We start from the raw sequence: 17,715 nt of genomic DNA on the forward strand, positions 1-17,715 counted from the left end.
CTATTTCATCCTATTCAGAAGTTGATTGTTCCACAAAGCTGTAAATATCATCTACGGTTAACTGATATTCTTTCTTATCCACAATTACGCCATTCTTGTTGATTGCTATTGTCGTCGGCAACGGACCAACTTGATACGCTTTAGTTACATCTCGGTTACGATCCAGTGCAACTGGAAAACTAAGTTTTTCATCTAAACTCAATAAGAACTGATTAATCTGCTGCTCATCCTCAGAAACGTTTATGGCAATGATTTCATAGTCTTCATGTCCTTCATTGTAAATCCGGTTCATATCAGGCATTTCTTCACGGCAAGGTTTACACCACGTCCCCCAGAAGTTCAAAATAACACCCTTCTCTGAATTCACATCCGACAATTGTATTTGATTACCATTCAACGTCTCCAGCTGGAAATCTATTGCCTTATCTCCTGCTTGTACAGTTTCTATATCAGAAGTGAAATTGAACCACAAGGTGACTCCTAATAAAATAATGACACTCATTATAATACTGATTCTAAGAATATTCCTTGTCTTTTTCTTCATAATCTCACATCCTTTTACAGTGTTATCTTTTCAGATTATTATCTTCAATATTTTATTTATTTTATATTTCCACCCTTAATTATTTAGCCTAAATTAAATTTTTAAAGAAACTGTGCAGTTTATTAGTATTTAATGTGACATTTCATGACCTCAATAAAATATATTTGAACGAGTAAATCTGTTTGGAGTTAAAATGAAGAAATCATCATATCTCCTCCTCTAGTTAACTCATTACAATATTTACTGTATAATTTAAATTAAGATAATACGTTTACAGATTCACCTGCACACGATACTAAAAATAAGGATGTGTTCATAATTCGTTTACTACTATTATCGTTTTTCATTTTATTACTTACTGCCTGCAGTAATGCTCAACCTATTGATGAACCTGAAGCAGAGACAGATCAGGGAGAAACTGCCGAAGAAGAAACGGATGAGGAAGAATCTGCTGAAAACGATGAAGCTTCAGAGGAAGAGCCTGCTGAAGAATCCGAACTTGAACCGGCTTACGACAGCACCGGAAATGTCGATATTCTTTCTCCCAATTTTCACAAAGATTATTTAAATAATTATTATTATCACAGTTACGGCGGCATTGAACGCGGCATGACAGAAGATGAAGTGACCGCTGTTTTAGGAGAGCCGTCAGATGAAGATGATATTCCCGTCGACGATGTGTTTAACGACATTGGCGTCAGATACACTCTCCATGACGAATCTGTGGAACAAGTGTTAATCACTCCCGTGGAGGATATTTCTTTAGATGAAATCATCGAATCTTTCGGTGAACCGACGCAGGATTTATCGCCTGAAGATACCGGTGCGTCTGTGCGCATTTTAACCTACCAGCCGGCTGCTGATTCCAACTTCTACATCGCAGTTGAAGGTGATGAAGATGATAACGTCAGCCTGATTTATCCCGCGCAGACAAGCAATGTTGAAGTCGTAGACGAAGATAATGTCATGAATTTCATTTCAGCTTATTACGACATAAACGTACTCGATATGTCACTTATCAATTTTGAAGATCCTGTCCTAAACACGGAGGAAGGTTACTTTGAAGTTCCTTTCGAGAATATTCATCACGGCTTAACGAGCTATTTCAGAGTATGGCCATACGGTCAGGTTGAATATATAAACGAGGACGGTGCATATGCATACGGCGAGTTCATTCCTTATGCCGACGGTGAAATCAAATAAGATTTTTTAGGAGGTCTACTATGTGGCTGCTCATTATTATCCTTGCTGGTATCACTTCCAGCATCATTAGTAACTATCTTTCCCACAGAAGAAGTATGGAAAAGATTAAATTACAGTATATCGATAAAGAAATCGAACTCCAGCGGCTGAAACAGGAAAATTATCTTCTCGAGAATGAAGAAATGAAAACTGTACTCGACCGTATTAAAGAAGATAACAGACGGCTGGAAACGGAAAAAGACAGCCCGTGGTTAATTCAGGAAACGCGTGAACGCCAGCTTGAGAAAAGAGAAGAATAACACCATTTGAAATTGAATTTATTTATATGAAGAAAGCGTGAAACTCATGATTGAATTTTTACAGCGCCAGTCACGTCATTTATATCCAGGCTACTTTGCCATGGTAATGGCGACTGGTGCTTTATCATTATCCTTATGGTATTTAGATATTCCCACAGCAGCAGAAATACTGCTGTATTTTAACGTGTGTCTATTTGTGCTGCTGCTCGTATTGAACGGGTTAAGATTACTGTTTAATACAGCTGATTTTTTGAATGATTTAAACGATAACGGCAAAGGTCCGGGTTTCTTTACATTGATTGCCGCTTCAGGTGTCTTAGGCAGCCAGTTCGTTATTATTGAAAATATGGCTGAAATCGGATTTGTCTTTTGGGTTGCCGCGTTAATCATCTGGCTTCTTTTGATGTATACATTTTTTACTCTTATAATTATTAAAAAAGCTAAGCCGTTAGTCGATGAATCGGTAAACGGCGGATGGCTGCTCGTTGTTGTATCTACACAGTCACTTGCAGTACTCGGCACTTTGATTGCCGGCAATACTGAATTCACAGAAGTAATGTTATTTATTTCGTTATGTCTGTTTCTGTTAGGCTGTGCGTTATATTTAAATATTATTGCGTTTATATTTTACCGTCTGATGTTTTTAAAAATCGAAGCAATGGCTTTAACACCGCCCTACTGGATCAGCATGGGGGCGCTCGCGATTACGACGCTTGCGGGTTCCGTGCTTATATTGAACAGCTCAGGAATTGCTGCTGAACTTGAAATTTTCATTAAAGGATTCACGCTGTTCTTCTGGGCTCTTGGCACATGGTGGATTCCATTGTTAATCACGCTCGGCGTATGGCGCCATATTGTAAATCATTATCCGCTGTCTTATACACCTGATATGTGGGGCATGGCCTTCCCGATTGCAATGTATACAGTCGGTACGGCTAATCTGTCGATGGCACTGGAGCTGGAATTTCTGATGATTATTCCGAAGGTGACTATTTTTGCAGCAATTATCGTCTGGCTGCTGATTATGGCAGGTCTGTTTATTCATCACGGGAAACAGCTGAAAATTTAATGATTCCATTCAGTTTTTATCGGGTATATCTTGGTATAAACATTGAATAGGAGTGTTTCTGATGAAATTATCCGATTATAAAATACCAAGTACAAAAAACATAAAATTAAAAGACTATAAATGTTCCGAAGGTAAAAAAGGAGATAACAATTATATTGAACAGAATATTATTCCGGCGCTTGTTGAGAAGCTGAAAGAACTCCATCTAAAATTACACGCCGAAGGTAAAAATGGCATTATGGTCGTGCTTCAAGCGATTGATGCCGCTGGTAAAGATGAAGCAATTTCTTATATTTTTTCGAATTTGAATGCCCAAGGATTGAAAGTCACGACTTACGGCAAGCCCAGTGAGACTGAGCAGAAGCATGATTATTTATGGCGCCTTCACGACGGTGAACCTGAACGTGGTCAGATTGCGATTTTAAACCGCTCGCATTATGAAGATGTGATTGCGACACGCATTCATGATTTACTCGAAGATAGTGATGCTGAAATTGAAAAACGTTACCGTCAGATTAATAATTATGAGCAGTATTTATCAGAGAACGGTTTCTCTGTCGTAAAATTCTTTTTTAACATGTCGAAAGATGAACAGAAAGAACGCTTTTTAAAACGGATGAAAGATCCCAATAAACAGTGGGAATTCTCATTTTCAGATGTTGAAGAACGAAAAAAATGGGATGACTATCAGAAAGTATTTGAAGATATGCTTAATAATACCTCGACCGGGCACAGCCCCTGGTACATTCTTCCTGCGGATGATGAATGGCATACGCGCCGCATTATAACAGAAGCGATGATTCATGTGCTGGAAGGCATTAATCCTGAATTTCCGGAAATTTCCGGTGAAGATAAGAAAAAACTCGATAAATATATTAAAGATCTGGAAAACGAATAAGAAAAAGTGCTGAATCCATTGCGGATTCAGCACTTTTTTGAGTTTAGAGAAGCACGGTGGCGCGCAATCACGCTTTCCGTGCCACCGTGAACTCAAATTTACGGTTTCATCACTACTTTAATACATCCGTCTGCACGATCGTTAAACATTTTATACATTTTTTCTGCCTGCTTTAAAGGCACCTGATGCGTAATAATATCTGTTGGATTAATTTTACCCTGTTCCACCATATTATACAGTTCCGGCATATAATGAATTACCGGTGCCTGTCCTGCCTTGACTGTGACGTTGCGTGTAAATATTTTGTGGATTGGATAACCGGTGGCAGGTGTACCGTATATACCTGTCAGCTGAATAGTACGAAATTTCTTAACCATATCTGTTGCCATAATAATCGGATCAATTGTACCAACCTGGCCGCCGAGTGTTTTGATGCGGTCTTTACTTGTAATTTCCCCGTCCATGCCGACGCAGTCGATAACAACTTCCGCGCCGCCTTTCGTAATTTCATGTATGTGCTTGCCGAGGTTATCAAATTGCTTGTAGTTATATACCTCTACATTGTTTGTCTGCTTGGCGTGTGCGAGTCTCATATCATTATTATCGACAGCTATAACGCGATTTGCCTCTTTCGAGGAATCATTTCATAAAAATTAAATTATTATCCTAACTTATTCAGCACAACTTCTGCCATAGCTTTCGCCGAAATCAGCAGTGATTTTTCATTAACTTCGAATTTAGGATGGTGGTTCGGATATGCAGTTTCGACACCGTCGGGTTTCGCGCCGACGAAGAAGAATGCACCTGGTGTTTTCTCCAGATAATATGCGAAGTCTTCAGATGCTGCCTGAGGTTTATCGCGGTATACTTTTTCAAAATAAGTGCCTGCACTCTCCGTGAGCAATGTTTCGATTTCACCGATTTTTTCAACTGTATTATACAATACCGGATAGTCATATACATAGTCCAGCGTACATTCAACGCCGTATGTCACTTCCAGCCCTTTAACGAGCTGAGCCATTTCTTCATACACTTTTTCTTTATTATCCATCGATAAATAACGCACAGTACCGCGCAGTGTTACGCTGTCCTGGATGACGTTATAGCCGCCCGGCGCATCGAATGCTGTAATGGATACAACAACCGAATCGTTCGGGTCCATGCGTCGTGACACGATTGTCTGAGCCGTCGTGACGAAGTATCCGCCTGCAACAAGCGCATCGTTCGTCGTATGCGGCATTGCGCCGTGACCGCCTGAACCCTGAATTTTAAGGTCGAAGTTCGAACGTCCCGTCATTGCTTCACCCGGACATACTGTAATATCTCCAAGGTCCAGCGTCGGAAACAGATGAATACCATACACTTCGTCCAGGTCATCCAAAATACCCGATTCTACGATACTCTTCGCACCGCCCGGCGGAATTTCCTCAGCGTGCTGGTGAATGAGTTTAATTTTACCTTTCCATTCATCTTTTAAGTCGATTAATGCCTCACCTAAAATTAGCATGTATGCCGTGTGCCCATCGTGGCCGCAGGCATGCATTACACCCTCATTTTTAGATTTAAATTCAACATCTGCTTCTTCCTGGATCGGCAGTGCATCAAAATCCGCACGGAGTCCAAGTGTCGGACCGTCGCCTGCACCGCCTTCTATTTCAACGATAATACCGTAGCCGTTACCGACATTCGCTGTCAGCTTCACGTCTTTATCTTTATAAAATTCTTCGATAAACTGAGCGGTCTTTTCCTCTTTAAATGACAACTCAGGATTTTCATGTAAATGACGTCTGATTTCAATCATACGTTTTTCATTTCCTTCAAGCTGTTTAAATAACTTCTCTTTTAATGACATGTCCATTACCCCTTTTTAGAATTAATTAAAAATCTCTTCTGTAAAGAAGTGAAACAAAACGAGCGGCAATATTGCAGTGTGAGGTAAGTATGGCATTACGATGCCTGTAGCAAGGAATGTATCCCAATTACCCTCTTCTTCTGTAAATAAAACTTCACCGCGTTTCAGCTTGTCTTTAAAACGTGTCAGTTCTTCATCTTCAAACATCTTAAGTTTTTCTTCAATATACGATTTATGCACGAGCCGCTTCGATATTGCATTGATAAGCTGAGCACGTGTTTGATACTCTTCCAAATCCAAATCCAGATTCTCCGCCACTAAATTCATATGATCTTCAGTTAAGAGCAAATCGTAGAATTCTATAATTGGATAGTCCAGCAGATTTACTGTGGTTGTGTACTCTGCATTATTTAAAATAACATTAGATACACTGATTCCTTCCGGCAGCGGTGCTAAATGAATCACCGAACCAAAGTTTCTTAAAATACCGTCGATGACTTCCTCATGCATGACAGCCATGCCGTCTCCAATGTAAAGCAGATGGTGATTATATATTAAAAATGGATTCTCTTCGGGGTTAAACGGCATTGTAATAATGTTATCCCCTGTCAATGCATTAGAATAGCGCTTAATCAATTCAATTTCTTCCATCTTCAAACTGTCTCCGAGGAGCGTTAAATAATCATCCGAACGCGCTTCCTCTATTTTATCTTCTATAATTTTGTCCAGCTGGGATAAAGATTCACCTGTTTTATCCAGATGCAAGTAAGTTAAATATGTTTTGTAGAAGGTTTGTAAATCCATCATTATCCTCCTTAAGTGATTGGATTGCCTCTGTTGAACAGCCGCGCGAGTTTTTTGTTCGTCGCACTGACCGGATAACGCTCCCGGTAATTTTTCGTGCGTGCATTCGCATACGTATGCACATAGTCCGGGTGGTTTTTATCTTGTAAAATATTCAAAGTTTCGATGAGTTTATCGACACCGCCGATATTTTCAATCGGCACTTCCCCGCCGTAGCTCACGACTTCAGGAATCGGCTTCAGAATATTCGTCACTGAATCAAGTGTAATATCAACAACATAATCATCGTCTGAGTCATATAAGTATTGAATGTATTCATTCGTTAAATACACGTCGACCATAAGTGCGTTCTTGTTTACACCCTCTTCATTCGCGATTAATTCTTTGTCCGTCATGAATTCTCCACTGCCGATATTATTCCAGCCGAATGCTTCACAGATAATAATTTCAAGCTCTAAAAAGTTCATGCGTGCAGGAATCGATATTGTGCGGGTAATATCTTCACAGCCATTAATCGTACACGTAATACGGTATGCGTTGTAATTCTCCGGCGTTTCCGGATGATCTTCATTTCCGCTCTTTTTGAAATCTACTTTTTTTAAGGCGGCGAGTACATCGCGGTGCATCACCAGATAATCCTGATGGACCTTAACCAGCAGACCGGTCTCCAATGCCGTCTGCCAGCGCGGATGATTCTCATAGACTGAATAATCTTTGTGAACATTATCTTTAATTTGAGCGTACGACACTTCATCCAGCTGACTTAATGCGACCGGCAGATATTCCGGTGCTGTTAAATGCCCGATGACTTCATTTAAATAATCATCCTTGTACTGCCCGACTGATTTAATATTCAGCCTCGCCATCGTCTGTCTCAGTTCAATAAACGTTAAATTATTGTAGAGCCAGTATATCGGTCCGTTATATATTTTCTCCAGCCTCGACACATCCTGAGGTTCAATCGTCTCACTGTCCGGAATCGACATCGGTGTATAAGGGAAAATACCCGTCTGCTGGAGCGCGCTGTTCAGCACATTGACCACTTCAGAGTGAATCACACCTTCAGTCCCGTTATCCTCCAAAATATACTGGTAGTCGATAAGCGTCGGGTACTTCGCCGGCAAATATGACACTCTGTGCACATCGTCGTACGATTCCTCAGTCGATAAACGCCGTAACAGCTTCGCTTCCGACATCGATAAATGCTCGAACATTTCATTCAAAGCAGACTGTGACTCAAGTTCTTCCATTTTATATTTTATTAGTGCTTCATTAGTTGTAAAGTTTCCCGCATTAAACAAACTCGCCCGAATGAGTTCATGTTCGCCTAAATACGTTTGATAAAAAGTCTGTATATCCATGCTGCTTGCCTCCCGCCATATTCATTATATCCATTACTCTTATTTTACACGTAAACCGGACGGAAATGCATCCCGTGATGCTTATTGGCTGATTAAAACCGCCTCAATTTCCTGAGTCGTTGGAAGCTCATCCGGTTGAAAGCAAGTATTCGCCCCAATGTGAGGAGCTCATCCGGTTGAAAACAGGTATTCGACCCAATGTGGGGAGCTCATCCGGTTGAATACACATTTCCATCCGGATGAAAGTTCTCTGATCAGACTCATGTATACGCATTACTTTATACATAGTCATGACGGAGTCTCATACATACGATTCATCCGAATCAGAGGCATGAATACGTCTCATGACTACGTATTGTCATTTGCATATACATGAGCGCAAAAATCCCACGTATTTCAATAATCATATATGTAAGTAATTACAATTAATGGTACATTTGTATTAACAACAAGTTTAAGGGGGGCATCTATGAACAAAATTTTACTGACAGTATTAAGTGTTATTCTTTTGGCAGTGGCAGGATGCGACAGTGAAGAGTCCGAACTCAAAGGTAAAACGCTGGGTTTGTCTTTACACAATCCGACTGTTTCTAAGGAAGAAGCTGAGAATGCAGAAATTAAGTTCACATCCAACACACCGGTACTCGATTTTGAATCAGCAAACGATGTGACATTAACACTTAACGGAAATACCTATTCAGGGGAGTATTCTTTAGAAGAAAATAATTTATCAATTACTGTTGAAGATGGGGATGCTTCGATGACAATTGATTTTACTGAATTCGAAGAAAGTGAAGATGAATACTTTTCTTACAGCGGCACAGTTTCTGAAGGTGAATTAAACGAAGGTGACGAGACAACTCAACTGACGAATGTTTATAAAAATTTTGGACTCGGGGAGTACTATCTCTTTTTAGAAGAATAAATTAAAATCTCCCGTGACTCCTCGGGGAAAAGCATCTGCTGAAGACTACAGGCTTCAGCGATGCCCCGGGAAAGCACGGGAGATTTTTATCTAACTAAATAACTAAACACTAATATTAACTTATTCCGGCAGTTTTGATACGCCGATGTTTGTCATTTCAAATGCATTCAGCACATGATTAAGCTGTGCTTCTGTAAGAACTTCATACTTCGAGCACAGCTGGCGGACCGGAGCGCCTGTCTGGATTGCTTCAACTGCAATCGCTGATGCTTTTTTGTAACCGATGTGAGGTACAAGCGCTGTAATTACACCGATGCTGTTCTCAACATAGGATTTCATCTGTTCTTCGTTTGCTGTAATGCCTGCGATACATCTTTCCGTGAACACTTTAAAACCATTGTTCATAATGTCGATTGACTGGATCAGGTTAAATGCCAGTACAGGCTCCATTACGTTCAGTTCAAACTGCCCAGCTTCTGATGCAAGACTGATTGTATTATCATTCCCGATCACCTGGAATGCAATCTGGTTCAACACTTCAGCCATAACCGGGTTAACTTTACCCGGCATGATTGATGATCCCGGCTGACGCGCCGGCAGGTTAATTTCGTACAGTCCTGCTTTCGGTCCTGATGCCATCAGACGGAAGTCGTTCGCAACTTTTGACATGTTAATCATACAAATCTTCAGCGCTGAAGAGATTTCTGTATACGCATCTGTATTCTGCGTTCCATCAACTAAATTTTCAGCAGATTTTAACTTATATCCCGATATCTTGCTCAGCTCTTCAACTACAGTATCGATATATTTCTGATCGGCGTTTAATCCTGTCCCTACTGCTGTTGCACCGATATTAATTTCATAAAGGTTTTCAAGTGAATTCGATACGCGGCGGATATCTCTCGATAACACTTTCGCATATGCACTGAATTCCTGGCCAAGACGAATCGGTACTGCGTCCTGCAGGTGCGTGCGTCCCATTTTAATGACGTGATCAAACTCAACAGCTTTTGCTTCAAATGCCTGACGCATCGTATTCATCGTCTCAAGCAGACTTTCTGCATGGATTAAAAGACCAACGTGCAGTGATGTCGGGAATGCGTCGTTTGTCGACTGTGACATGTTCACGTGGTTATTTGGACTGATAAAGTCATAGTCACCTTTCTCGCGACCCATAATCTCAAGCGCACGGTTTGCAATGACTTCGTTAGCGTTCATATTCGTTGAAGTACCTGCACCGCCCTGAATCGGATCGACGATAAAGTCTTCATGCAGTTTTCCGGCAATAATTTCTTCACTCGCCTGGACAATCGCATCTTTTTTATCTTCTTCAAGCACGCCGTTCGCGTAGTTTCCAAGTGCCGCTGCTTTTTTAACCATCCCTAAAGCACGGATTAAATCTGTATTTAAACGGTAGCCTGTAATCGGGAAGTTCTCAAGAGCACGAAGGCTCTGGACACCATAGTAAGCATTATTATCAATTTCTTTTTCTCCGAGGAAATCCGATTCAATTCTAGTCGTGTTTGCCATAATCACATGCAGCTCCTAAATTAAATTATTTAATGATCATCGATTCAAAATCTTTTGGAAAACTATTAAAATTATACGTTGTATCTTCATCAATATACAGCATATCTTCGATGCGGACACCGCCGATTTCAGGAATGTAAATCCCAGGTTCAATCGTAATGACGTGACCCGCTTCAAGATTGTCTGTGTTACCGCCGTGAATTGATGGTGACTCATGTACATCAAGACCGAGGCCGTGCCCGATACGGTGCATGAAATACTCACCGTAGCCCGCGTCGTCGATGACCTTGCGTGATGCACGGTCGATATCACCCATGACCGTACCTTTTTGTGAGGCTTTAATACCGGCAAGATTTGAGCGCAGCACAGTTTTATAAATCTCTTCCTGTTTCTCTGTCGCTTCCCCGACGATAAACGTGCGCGTCATATCCGATACATAGCCTGTATCCGACACTACACCAAAGTCGATTAAGAGGAAATCCCCGCGCTGAATTACATCTGTCCCTGTATCACCATGCGGCATTGCCGATTTTTTACCCGCCAGTACACTTGGTCCGAAGCTCGGTCCGACAGCTCCATATGACTTAAACTGCTTTACCAGGAAATCCGAAATTTCCATCTCAGTTTTCCCTTCTACAGTAATCGTCTTTAAATCTTCCAGCGCTTTTTCAGTCATCTCGACTGCACGCTTGATTTCGGCTTTATCGTGTTCATTCTTTTTACCGCGGAGATAATTCACTTCACCATCCAGCGTCTCGATATTTTCAGGCGCGTATTTTTCGATTAAGCGTAAATATCTGGAATAAATTAAATGCTCACCTTCAACTGCGACTGTTTTATCAGCAGCGATTGTATCGAACACATACTGGAATGCATCATCCTTGTCATCGTGCGGCAGATACGTTGTAAGCTCAGTATTCGCTTTAACCGTTTCGCCGTCCAGCGCTGGAAAAATCATCGCTGTATCGAGTGTCTTATTGTCGACCAACAGGAGCAATAATCTTTCATGAGGATTTAAGTGCACCCCGGTAAAATAAAATATATTCATCGGGTCGGAAATAATTGAGTAGTCTGCTTTCACGCTTTGTGCCAGCGCTTCGATTTTACCTGTCATATAAATCTTCCTCCAATTAATTATGTGTTAAATACTGCTCGAACCAGCGTGCGATATGAGCTAAACGCTGTATTCTCAAACTCGGTTTGCCCGAGCGTGATAAGTCATGTGAAGATTCCGGGAAACGGACAAATTCAGTTTCCTTCCCTCTCGACTTCAGTTCGATAAACAGCTGCTCTCCCTGTTCAATCGGGCAGCGGATATCCTGTTCACCGTGCAGAATTAATAACGGTGTCTCAACGTTTTTAGCATATTTCAGCGGTGAATGATGCCACAATTTATCCAGGTCATCAAGCCCGGCTAAAATCTGCCAGTCCGTAAAGTAATAGCCGATATCCGATACGCCTCTAAAACTGATCCAGTTACTGATTGAACGCTGTGTCACAGCTGCTTTAAAACGGTTCGTATGGCCGACAATCCAGTTCGTCATAAAGCCGCCGTAAGAGCCGCCGGTAACACCGAGGTTCTCAGTATCAATCCAGTCGTATTTACCTGTGATGTAATCGACCGCGCTCATAATATCTTTATAGTCGCCGTTGCCGTAGTCACCGCGCACTGCATCAACAAATTCCTGAGAGTAGCTGTGCGAGCCGCGCGGGTTGATGAATAATACTGCATAACCTTTTGCGGCGAGCATCTGCATTTCATGGAAGTACGTGTTCGCATATAAGGCGTGCGGTCCCCCGTGAATGTTCGTGACCATCGGATAATTTTTCCCCGCTTCATATCCTGCCGGCTTCATAAACCAGCCGTGAACTGCCGTGTCATCGAAACTTGTAAACTCGACCGCTTCCGGTTTAACAAGTTCTGTATTTGTGACATAGTCATAATTAACTTCTGTCAGCTGCGTCAGTGCTTCGGTTTTAAAATCATATTTATATAATTCACTTGGTGATACGTGCGTAGAAATTGTTAAATACGCAGCATCCGCATCGGCATCCATACCGAAAATATTATGCTCACCGCGCAAGAGCGGACGGATATTTCCTTCGACATCACCTTTATATAAGTTCACGCTGCCGAATTCCGACACGAGAAATACGTAGTCAGTATCTGATATCCATTCCGCTGTATTGCCTTCAGCATTTTGCTGTGTATCCTGCGCAACCAGTCCGCCGACCGGCTTATCCAGTTTTGTTGTGACATCAATGCTGTCGTTATTTTTTACATCGTAAACTTCGATATGCGGATGCGTCGCATTTTCAAAACTGCGCGTCATTACCGTCATTAAAATATGCTTCTGGTCCGCTGAAATTTCCGCCTTCATAAAGCTGGCATCGTCGCGGATTAAAGTATCTTCTTTATTTTTACGGAGATAAAGTTTTTGTGCGAAATTGAAATCGGGATTGTCGCTGACGTCAGTTGCGTATATAAAACCGCCTTCAAAAACATCGTAAAGCGTGAAGTTTTCTTCGCCCGACAAGACAGTCTCTGTTTGACCGGATTTAATATCGATCGATTTTACCGCTGTGTATTTTTCTTTTAATACACCGTACGGTCCAGGACCCCCGTCGCTTTTATATTTCATGCGGGTAATCACTGCAGCTTCAGGTTTTTTATCTTTATCGTCTTTGTCTTTAGCCTCTTCTTTATTCTTCTCACTTGAAACGTGATAAAACACCGAATTTCCATCATGTGAAAACTGTGCGCCGAATACCCCATCGTCTTCGTGCGTCAGCTGTTCACGTTCACCGCCGGCATGTCTCAGTATAAATACCTGCGGTTTCTTATCATCATCCGGTGCTGTAAATAATGTCAGCGCCCCGTCATGTGAATGAGTCACATTCGTTATCGTTTCGTTTTTATATGTAAGCTGGATATTGCCCCTGCCGTCAAAATTGTGCAGATATGAATAGTAAGTATCCTTATCCTCATCAGTATTCGTCACAAGATAAGTCACTCTGTCAGACTGCGGTACAACTTTCGGTGAAGACACCGACTTAATTTTGAAAATATCATCAATAGAAACCTTACTCATTGAATTTCCCCCTTTTTTATAAATATAACATTCTTTAACGTCCGTTTACTAATTAATCCATAATATTCTGACAGAAAGACTGCCGGGACTTTTCGTTACCGCGGATTCACAAGAATGCGTTTATACAGAAGAAATATGAACAGCGGCACTGCTGACAGCATGACCATTACACCGGTCGGAATCTGCAGCGGAGCGATTAATGTACGGCCCAGCGTATCGATAATCAGCACGTAAAGGCCGCCGAGTAAAATTGACCGTTTTAGCAGCGGCCGGAATGCCATCGGTTTAATATATAAAATAATCTGCGGAATAATGATGCCGACGAGCGCAATAATTCCGGTATAGCTGATCGCAACGAGCGGCGGCACTGCTGCTGTGATTAACAGTGCCGGACGGATGACGCTGACGTTGACACCGAGCGCGTGTGCCCTAATATCACCGAGTTTCAATAGATCAAGCACATGCCCGTATCGTTCCAAAATAATAAATGACACTGCTGTCAGTATTAATAAGACCGAAACTTTAGTGAAATCCGCACCGCCAAGTGATCCGAACATATAGCGTGCGATATTCGCGGTATCTTCCGGAAATAACAGAATAATAATATAGAGCACGCCGGATAACATTGCCCCGAGCAGAATGCCTGTAATAATTAACGTTTCCGGACGGTAAGTTAAATCGAGTTTTCGTGCGATTACAAGCACGAGCAGCAGGCTGAGCAGTCCGAGAATAATACTGATCACAGGTGCGAATACTGCCGGGATAATCGTTACGACGGTAAGTGCTGCACCGAGCACTGCACCATTCGCCATGCCGAGTGTGAAACTGTCAGCCATCGGGTTTTTCAGGATAATCTGAAATACCGCCCCGCTCATCGCGAGTGCGGCTCCGACTAGTATAGCCATAAGTGCACGCGGCAGCCGCACGTCAAGCATAATGGTGAATGCCTGTATATTGTTTATATCTCCGATATTTACCGAACCGATAAAAATGCTCAGCACCACACTGATAATCAGTAGAAATACGAGAATACAGTTGGTTTTATTCATACACACACTCTGCAATCGCAGTCAGTCCTTCTGTAAATCTCGGCCCGGGTCTTGAAATCAGGTTTGGATCCGGTGTACATTGATTTTCTTCTTCGGTTATTGCTGCGCCTTCCAGGCCGGAAATATCATCAAGCGCATGAGTGAGTTCTTCATTGCTGATACCAAGTGTTGAAAGTACAATTTCCGGTTCGCGCGCAATCACATCTTCTGATGTCACCGCAGGGTAACCGGCCACATCTTCAAAAGCATTGCCGATATTTAATGTATCCAGAAAATCATCGATGAAAGTATCCTCCCCCGCTGTGTATATATCCGGCGCCGTTGAAATCAGAATAAACACTTTATCATCGGCCTTCTCTCCGCTGTACTGATTATGGATTTCTTCAACCTCCTGCTGCAGTAATGTATTTAATTCTTCTGCTTCACCTTCTTTGCTGATAAAGGTTCCAACATCAGTGATTGTGTCGTAAATTTTATCAATTTCCTGTGCATCATCAACAACGAGTACCTCTGCCCCGGTACTTTCTGCTGTCCTCGTGATTATATCCGCATTCGCATCGTGGTTTGAGGCGTGTGAAATAATATGTGTCGGATCGAGTGCCGTCATTGCTTCCTCATCGAGTGCAAAAGTATCGAGGCGTGTCAGATTTTCTTTCAGGTCTTCAGGATAATCGTCGGCTGTTGTAATACCGACGAGATTGTCCGTTGCCCCGAGTTCGGTAATAATTTCAGTATTGCTCGGCATCAGTGAGATGATGCGCATGTCTTCATTATTTGTATTTGTCATTTGTTTCTCGTTATCACTGCCGTTATTACATGCAGCGAGTAAAAGTATGCTGAGCAGCGCTAGATAAAGGTATATATTTTTCAATTTTATAATTCTCCTTTCATTGAGGAAAGATTCGTTGCCGTCGTTCTTTTCAACGACAACATTTAACAGCACACTACCTTTATTATATTAAAGTTCCGCCCCTTTATACAGAGAGAAGTCCCTAATACAAAAAGCCCGAACTTTACAGTTCAGGCTTCCACTTATTACTTTTACATTTTTTCAGGTGCTGATACGTCGATCAGACGGAGTGCGTTTTCAAGTGTCTGGCGTACAGCTTCGATCATTAAAATATAAGCGCGTGTTTTATCGGCATTTTCACCGAGTACTTTTTCCGCGTTATAGAATTTATGAAAGCTTGCTGCAAGGTCGTGGATATAGTTCGGAATACGCTGTGTTGCGCGTGCTTCCGCTGCACCTTTAACGATGTTCGGGAATTCCAGTAATTTTTTAAGCAGTTCAAGTGCCTGTTCGTTTTCAATAATATCAACAGGATTTTCCGTGTCGATTTCAAAACCTTGTTCTTTAGCCTGGCGTAAAATACTGCAGATTCTCGCATGCGCGTACTGTGCATAGTACACAGGATTGTCGCTTGATTCACTGCGTGCAAGGTCTAAGTCAAAGTCGAAGTGAGTATCCGTCGAACGCATAATCATGAAGTAACGCGCTGCGTCCACGCCAATCATATCGATCAGGTCGCGCAGTGTAACTGCCTTGCCTGTACGCTTACTCATCTTCACTTCTTCACCGTTTTCAATTAAACGGACCAGCTGCATAATCTGAATTTCCAGTTTGTCAGGATTTTCACCTAAAGCGCCTAAAGATGCTTTCAGACGGTTAATATAACCATGGTGATCCGCACCGAATAAGTTAATCAGCTTGTCAAAGCCGCGTTCAACTTTATCGTAATGGTACGCAATATCCGGCATTAAGTAAGTCAGCGTGCCGTCGCTTTTTACGAGTACGCGGTCTTTATCGTCTTTAAAATCTGTCGTGCGTAACCACGTCGCGTCGTCCGCTTCAAATACATAACCGTTATCTTTCATCTTCGTCATCGCTTCATCGATTTCGCCGCTTTCATACAGCGCTGTTTCACTGAACCAGCTGTCGAAATTGATGCGAAATTCTGCGAGGTCTGCTTTCAGTTTACGCATCTCATATTCAACACCAAGGTCGCGGAATTTAGAAATACGTTCTGCTTGTTCAAGGTCTTTATATTCAGGGTGCTCCGATGCCAATTTCTCGCCGATTACTTTAATATCTTTACCGTTGTAGCCGTCTTCAGGCATCTTCAGCGCTTCACCGAGCGCTTCAAAATAACGTGCTTCAATCGATTTCGCAAGGTTGTTAATCTGATTGCCGGCATCATTAATATAATATTCACGCGTTACATCGTAGCCCGCAAAGTCCAAAATGTTCGACAGCGTTGCACCGACAGATGCATTTCTCGCATGCCCGATGTGCAGATCGCCCGTCGGATTTGCACTCACGAATTCAATCAGAACTTTTTCAGCCGTTTCACGCTCTGTACGTCCGTAATCTTCTTTCTTATCAAGGACAGTATAAATCACGTTAGCGAGTTCTGCTGTCTTCATTTTAAAGTTGATAAAACCCGGTCCCGCGATGCTGATTTCCTGAATGCTTGCTGACTCTTTATCGATGTTATCGATAATCGCCTGTGCGATGTCGCGAGGATTTTTACGTGCAAGCTTTGTCAGTGTCATTGCTGCATTCGTTGAGAAATCTCCGTTATTTTTGTCTTTCGGCACTTCAACTTTAACTTCAGGAATTTCTTCTGCTATGTCCGCTTTTTTAATCGCGGCTTCAATTGCTTCTTTTAACTGCTGTTTTAAGTTCATAATTAAATCCTCTCCAACGTATATTTATATTTGCCGAGCAACGTGCCGCTTTCAAATAAATCATATTTAATATTCAGTGTACCGTCACCGGTTGTAAGTTCGTGTGTCACTATTTCAAAGTGATGCCTGCCTGCCGGAGAGTCGTAAAACGTATCCGTCTTCACACCTTCTTCAAAATGGAAATTCATATTGATAATGCCGCGCCGCTGGAGTTTAACGAAGTTGTCTCCGAGCCGCACAGTTACTTTTAATTCATAGTCATCGAGCGCTTCAGTATAGCGCAAATAAGTATCCCCTTTTTTCAGTTCGGATACTTGCAGTTTCTGTTCGTATTTTGTCTCTTCACCGTGCATGAATACCAGTTGAGTTAAGTTACATTCATGTGTTATAGTTCCGGTCAT

The 17,715-nt window shown here is 41.9% G+C and carries 17 protein-coding genes; 5 read left to right on the forward strand and 12 right to left on the reverse strand.

Translation table 11 applies throughout. The features are described from left to right. Positions 1-10 precede the first annotated feature (10 nt). On the reverse strand, positions 11-544 hold the full coding sequence (resA, locus tag H625_RS0104795) for a thiol-disulfide oxidoreductase ResA (RefSeq protein ID WP_026858904.1): 534 nt from the start codon (positions 542-544) through the stop codon (positions 11-13). 309 nt (positions 545-853) lie between these two features. Between resA and H625_RS0104800 the strand changes: the two genes are divergently transcribed. From H625_RS0104800 to H625_RS0104815, 4 genes are all read left to right on the forward strand, one after another. Further along, a complete protein-coding gene (locus tag H625_RS0104800) occupies positions 854-1,747 on the forward strand; it encodes a hypothetical protein (RefSeq protein ID WP_026858905.1) in 894 nt (297 codons plus the stop codon). 20 nt (positions 1,748-1,767) lie between these two features. After that, on the forward strand, positions 1,768-2,046 hold the full coding sequence (locus H625_RS0104805; RefSeq protein WP_026858906.1) for a hypothetical protein: 279 nt from the start codon (positions 1,768-1,770) through the stop codon (positions 2,044-2,046). 46 nt (positions 2,047-2,092) lie between these two features. Beyond that, positions 2,093-3,115: a tellurite resistance/C4-dicarboxylate transporter family protein gene (locus tag H625_RS0104810; RefSeq protein WP_026858907.1), complete on the forward strand. Its 1,023-nt coding sequence runs from the start codon at positions 2,093-2,095 to the stop codon at positions 3,113-3,115. Between the two features lie 61 nt (positions 3,116-3,176). After that, positions 3,177-4,013: a PPK2 family polyphosphate kinase gene (locus H625_RS0104815; RefSeq protein ID WP_026858908.1), complete on the forward strand. Its 837-nt coding sequence runs from the start codon at positions 3,177-3,179 to the stop codon at positions 4,011-4,013. 98 nt (positions 4,014-4,111) lie between these two features. Here the strand turns inward: H625_RS0104815 and H625_RS12580 are convergent, their stop codons facing one another. The 4 genes from H625_RS12580 to H625_RS0104835 are packed head-to-tail and all read right to left on the reverse strand — an operon-like array spanning position 4,112 to position 8,030. After that, the gene (locus tag H625_RS12580) at positions 4,112-4,627 is read right to left on the reverse strand and encodes an MDR/zinc-dependent alcohol dehydrogenase-like family protein (RefSeq protein WP_281170641.1); all 516 of its coding nucleotides are present in this window, start codon (positions 4,625-4,627) and stop codon (positions 4,112-4,114) included. 47 nt (positions 4,628-4,674) lie between these two features. Continuing rightward, positions 4,675-5,865 (reverse strand): amidohydrolase, encoded by a 1,191-nt coding sequence (locus tag H625_RS0104825; RefSeq protein ID WP_026858909.1) that lies wholly within the window; start codon positions 5,863-5,865, stop codon positions 4,675-4,677. Positions 5,866-5,886: 21 nt separating this feature from the next. Next, positions 5,887-6,669 carry a hypothetical protein gene (locus tag H625_RS0104830; RefSeq protein WP_026858910.1) on the reverse strand — a complete coding sequence of 261 codons (783 nt, stop codon included), beginning with the start codon at positions 6,667-6,669 and terminating at the stop codon, positions 5,887-5,889. Positions 6,670-6,680: 11 nt separating this feature from the next. Continuing rightward, a complete protein-coding gene (locus H625_RS0104835) occupies positions 6,681-8,030 on the reverse strand; it encodes an IS1096 element passenger TnpR family protein (protein WP_026858911.1) in 1,350 nt (449 codons plus the stop codon). A gap of 469 nt (positions 8,031-8,499) precedes the next feature. Between H625_RS0104835 and H625_RS0104840 the strand changes: the two genes are divergently transcribed. Continuing rightward, on the forward strand, positions 8,500-8,955 hold the full coding sequence (locus tag H625_RS0104840; RefSeq protein WP_026858912.1) for a hypothetical protein: 456 nt from the start codon (positions 8,500-8,502) through the stop codon (positions 8,953-8,955). 120 nt (positions 8,956-9,075) lie between these two features. Here the strand turns inward: H625_RS0104840 and aspA are convergent, their stop codons facing one another. The 7 genes from aspA to H625_RS0104875 all read right to left on the reverse strand — a co-directional run bounded on the left by aspA (position 9,076) and on the right by H625_RS0104875 (position 17,715). After that, positions 9,076-10,485: an aspartate ammonia-lyase gene (aspA, locus tag H625_RS0104845; RefSeq protein WP_035785186.1), complete on the reverse strand. Its 1,410-nt coding sequence runs from the start codon at positions 10,483-10,485 to the stop codon at positions 9,076-9,078. A 25-nt stretch (positions 10,486-10,510) separates the two neighbouring features. Then, on the reverse strand, positions 10,511-11,599 hold the full coding sequence (locus H625_RS0104850; RefSeq protein ID WP_026858914.1) for an aminopeptidase P family protein: 1,089 nt from the start codon (positions 11,597-11,599) through the stop codon (positions 10,511-10,513). 16 nt (positions 11,600-11,615) lie between these two features. Further along, a complete protein-coding gene (locus H625_RS0104855; protein WP_026858915.1) occupies positions 11,616-13,577 on the reverse strand; it encodes a S9 family peptidase in 1,962 nt (653 codons plus the stop codon). A 95-nt stretch (positions 13,578-13,672) separates the two neighbouring features. After that, entirely contained in the window at positions 13,673-14,626 is a 954-nt protein-coding gene (locus H625_RS0104860) for a FecCD family ABC transporter permease (RefSeq protein ID WP_026858916.1), read from the reverse strand. Beyond that, the gene (locus H625_RS0104865; RefSeq protein WP_051238976.1) at positions 14,619-15,497 is read right to left on the reverse strand and encodes a helical backbone metal receptor; all 879 of its coding nucleotides are present in this window, start codon (positions 15,495-15,497) and stop codon (positions 14,619-14,621) included. Before H625_RS0104865 ends, H625_RS0104860 begins: the two co-directional genes overlap by 8 nt. Positions 15,498-15,667: 170 nt before the next feature. Next, positions 15,668-17,314: an arginine--tRNA ligase gene (gene argS, locus H625_RS0104870; RefSeq protein WP_035785188.1), complete on the reverse strand. Its 1,647-nt coding sequence runs from the start codon at positions 17,312-17,314 to the stop codon at positions 15,668-15,670. Between the two features lie 2 nt (positions 17,315-17,316). Next, positions 17,317-17,715 (reverse strand): YwiB family protein, encoded by a 399-nt coding sequence (locus tag H625_RS0104875; RefSeq protein ID WP_026858919.1) that lies wholly within the window; start codon positions 17,713-17,715, stop codon positions 17,317-17,319.

Origin of the sequence: Jeotgalicoccus psychrophilus DSM 19085, from assembly GCF_000425845.1 — a bacterium.
Taxonomy (GTDB): domain Bacteria; phylum Bacillota; class Bacilli; order Staphylococcales; family Salinicoccaceae; genus Jeotgalicoccus; species Jeotgalicoccus psychrophilus.